The organism is Microbacterium sp., from assembly GCF_003248605.1.
Taxonomy (GTDB): Bacteria; Actinomycetota; Actinomycetes; order Actinomycetales; family Microbacteriaceae; genus Microbacterium.
This window is the reverse complement of record NZ_QFPF01000174.1, coordinates 1-2,871: the sequence shown is the minus strand read 5'-3', so window position 1 is coordinate 2,871 and position 2,871 is coordinate 1. Positions and strand designations below refer to the sequence as shown.

Genomic DNA, 2,871 nt, shown 5'->3' with positions numbered 1-2,871 from the left:
AAGGATCGCCTCGACCGTCTGCAGCCAGGTGACGTTGAGGGGGCTCGCCCACGCGATCGTCAGATCCTGATCTCCGCAGAGTTCAGAGATGTCATATGCATCAACGACCTCTTGTGCGGATTCGTAGTAGGCAACTTCGCCGACCATGCTGTTCGAGGATCCCGTGGTGGCGTCGGTCTCCGTTGTTGCGGTCGGCGCACATGCGGCGAGCGCCGTGGCAAGGGCAACGGCCGAGGCCGCACCCACGATTCTGACTGTGTTCTTCATTGAGTCACTCACTTCCCGAGCTCCTTTGCGCGGTATGGGTTGGTGCCTAGCTGGACAACTTCTTTGTGTCTTGAAGCGAGACTCACGATAGGGACTGGATTCGCTATTGTCAACCAATCGTTTGGCAGTTAAGCCTGATGCGGACCAACACGGCCCACTACGCCGGTATGCGCGCGGAACTCCGTGAACGGGGCCGTCTGGCTCGCCGATCTAGCGCGACGACACTGTCCCGAACCAGCGTGCGATCGGGCCGATTGTCACCGGGCGCACCGCCACGACAGCGGCGACGATGAGCGCGATTGACGCGGAGAAGATCCAGAACCCGGCCCAGTTGTCCGCGTCTTGGCTCGCATACATGTGGTTGAGGTTCCGCAGCGCCCCGGTTGCGAAGACCAGCGCCACGTGGGCGATGATGAACGCCACGAAGTAGAGCATGACCGGGAAGTGGAACACGGTGGTGAAGTACGCCAACTGTTGGAGGCTGTTGTAGTTGACCCAGCCGTTCTCGGTGGGCCAGTCGAGCGACACATACTGCAGTGCCGCGCTCAGCGCATTCGGGAACACCTCCCAGCTGGTCGGAACGATGCGCATCCACTGCCCGCTCACGGACAGGAGCGCGATGAAGACGACCCCGTTCACGAGCCAGAGGGCGTCGAGCGCCTGATGGGACCATAGTGTGAGGCTGATCTTGCGTTCGCGATTCCACCGCGGTGTCCAATAGGCAGGTGGCCGCTTCTCGTGGCGCACCTGCAGGCCCGACCGGATGATGAGCACCATCAGGAACACATTGAAGAAGTGCTGCCATCCGATCCATGCCGGAAGGCCCACCGGCGCGCTGAGGGGGAGGTGGTACTCGCCGGGATACGCGGTCAGGAAGGCGCTCACGGGCTCCAGTGACACGAGCCACCTCGTCAAGAGCACCACCATCGACACGGCGAACAGGAGCGCGATGCCGGTGGTCAGTGATGCACCAACCCATTGAGCTGCTGTGAAGGGACCGAAGCGGCGAGGATGGCGGGGTGCGGGGTGTGTGAACGCGTGCCGCCCGGGGAAGACGGTGGGCGCATGGCGCAGCGGGATGCTCAGGTCGGTCCGTGTCGCTGCGGAAGCCGACGCCGGGGCCAGGTCGGTGGCCGCCACGGGTGGGATGATCTCTGGGTTCTCGATGACGAGCGCAGTGACGGCAGGAGCCGGAGAAGCAGGGGGCCAAGGCGCGCCGCCGGGTGAACGAGGCAGGCCGCGGCGGAGCGTGATCGTGGCTCGTGCAGCATTCGCGAGCTGCTCCGGGTGAGGAATCGGGGCTGTGGGCGCCTGAACCTCGGACAGCGTGTCAGCCGATGTGAGGACGGAAGCATCTGGGCGCGGCGGCCAGGGGTCCCCTCCCGGGACACGGGGCAGGCCCGCGCGAATCACCCGGGCAGCTGTCGCCACGGTCTACGCCTCCCGCGACTCGAGCGCCGCGATCAGCTGAGGCACGACAGTGAAGACGTCTCCGACCACGCCGAAGTCAGCGATCTCGAAGATCGGTGCATCGGGGTCGCGGTTGACCGCGACGATCGTCTTGGCTGTCTGCATGCCGGCCTTGTGCTGAATTGCGCCGCTGATCCCCAATGCGACATAGAGCTGGGGAGACACGGATACCCCCGTCTGTCCGACTTGATGCGCGTAGGGGACGAATCCGGCGTCGACGGCCGCGCGAGACGCCCCCACGGCGGCGCCGAGCTGGTCGGCCAGTTGCCCGACCAGCTCGAACTGCTCTGCCGACGCCAGGCCTCGCCCACCTGACACGACCTTCGCTGCTCCTCGGAGTTCAGGTCGCGAGGACGAGGCGACGACGGGCTCGAACGAGTCGACGGAGGCGGCGGGAATGCCCGAGGCTGTCACGGTCACCGTCTGTGTGGCGACGGGGCTCGCCTCCGCGCGTGCGTCGACGGCGCCCTGGCGAACAGTCACGATGGGAGGTCCGAATGTCGGAGCAGAGGCCGTGGTGAAGGAGCCTCCGTACACCGAGTGGTGGGCGATGATGCCGAGATCGTCTCGGGACACCCCGATGGCATCCACAGCGAGCGCGTACCGGCGGCGCGCGGCGAGCCGACCCGCGGCCTCGCGCCCGTCCACGGATTGGGAGATCAGGACTGCATCCGGGGTGACGGCATCGATAGCCGCATCCAACGCATCGACTGTGGCGATGATGAACGCCCCGGAAGGTGCGGTCAGGACCGCCGCAGCACCCAGGGCCGACGCTTGCGCGGCGAGTTCTTCCGAGCCGCCCACGATGAGGGCGACGGGAGTTCCTACTTGCGATGCGGCCCCCAGGAGACCGGCCGAGGAGCTGGCCAACCCGCCCGTCGGTGCGACTTCGAGCAGGACCAGAATCGCATCCGATGCGATATTCATCGTCACTCCCATGCTTACGCCAGCCGGTTCTCAACGAGGAAGGTGGCCAGCTTCTGCCCCGCGTCACCTTCGTCGACGATCTTCATGCCCGCGGCGCGGGGTGGGCGCATCGCGACTTCGAGCATGATCGAGCGGGGTGTGGTGATGTCAGTCGACTCGGTGTTCAGATCGCTCAGCGACACGGTCTCGATCGGCTTCTTCTTGGCC

Annotated in this window: 3 protein-coding genes and 1 pseudogene; all 4 read right to left on the bottom strand. The window is 65.6% G+C overall.

The features are described from left to right. Nucleotides 1–246, bottom strand: a 246-nt coding sequence (locus tag DI573_RS14640) for a hypothetical protein (RefSeq protein WP_292815873.1), incomplete at its 3' end; no start/stop codon positions are given. Nucleotides 247–477: 231 nt separating this feature from the next. Further along, entirely contained in the window at nucleotides 478–1,407 is a 930-nt protein-coding gene (locus tag DI573_RS14635; protein WP_292815870.1) for a cytochrome b/b6 domain-containing protein, read from the bottom strand. A 294-nt stretch (nucleotides 1,408–1,701) separates the two neighbouring features. Beyond that, on the bottom strand, nucleotides 1,702–2,664 hold the full coding sequence (locus DI573_RS14630) for an electron transfer flavoprotein subunit alpha/FixB family protein (protein WP_292815875.1): 963 nt from the start codon (nucleotides 2,662–2,664) through the stop codon (nucleotides 1,702–1,704). Between the two features lie 14 nt (nucleotides 2,665–2,678). Beyond that, a pseudogene (locus DI573_RS14625) lies at nucleotides 2,679–2,871 on the bottom strand (electron transfer flavoprotein subunit beta); the annotation flags it as partial.

Excerpts from the sequence above, each read along its gene's own strand:
- DI573_RS14630 (WP_292815875.1), bottom strand. The coding sequence starts at position 2,664 with ATGAATATCGCATCGGATGCGATTCTGGTCCTGCTCGAAGTCGCACCG.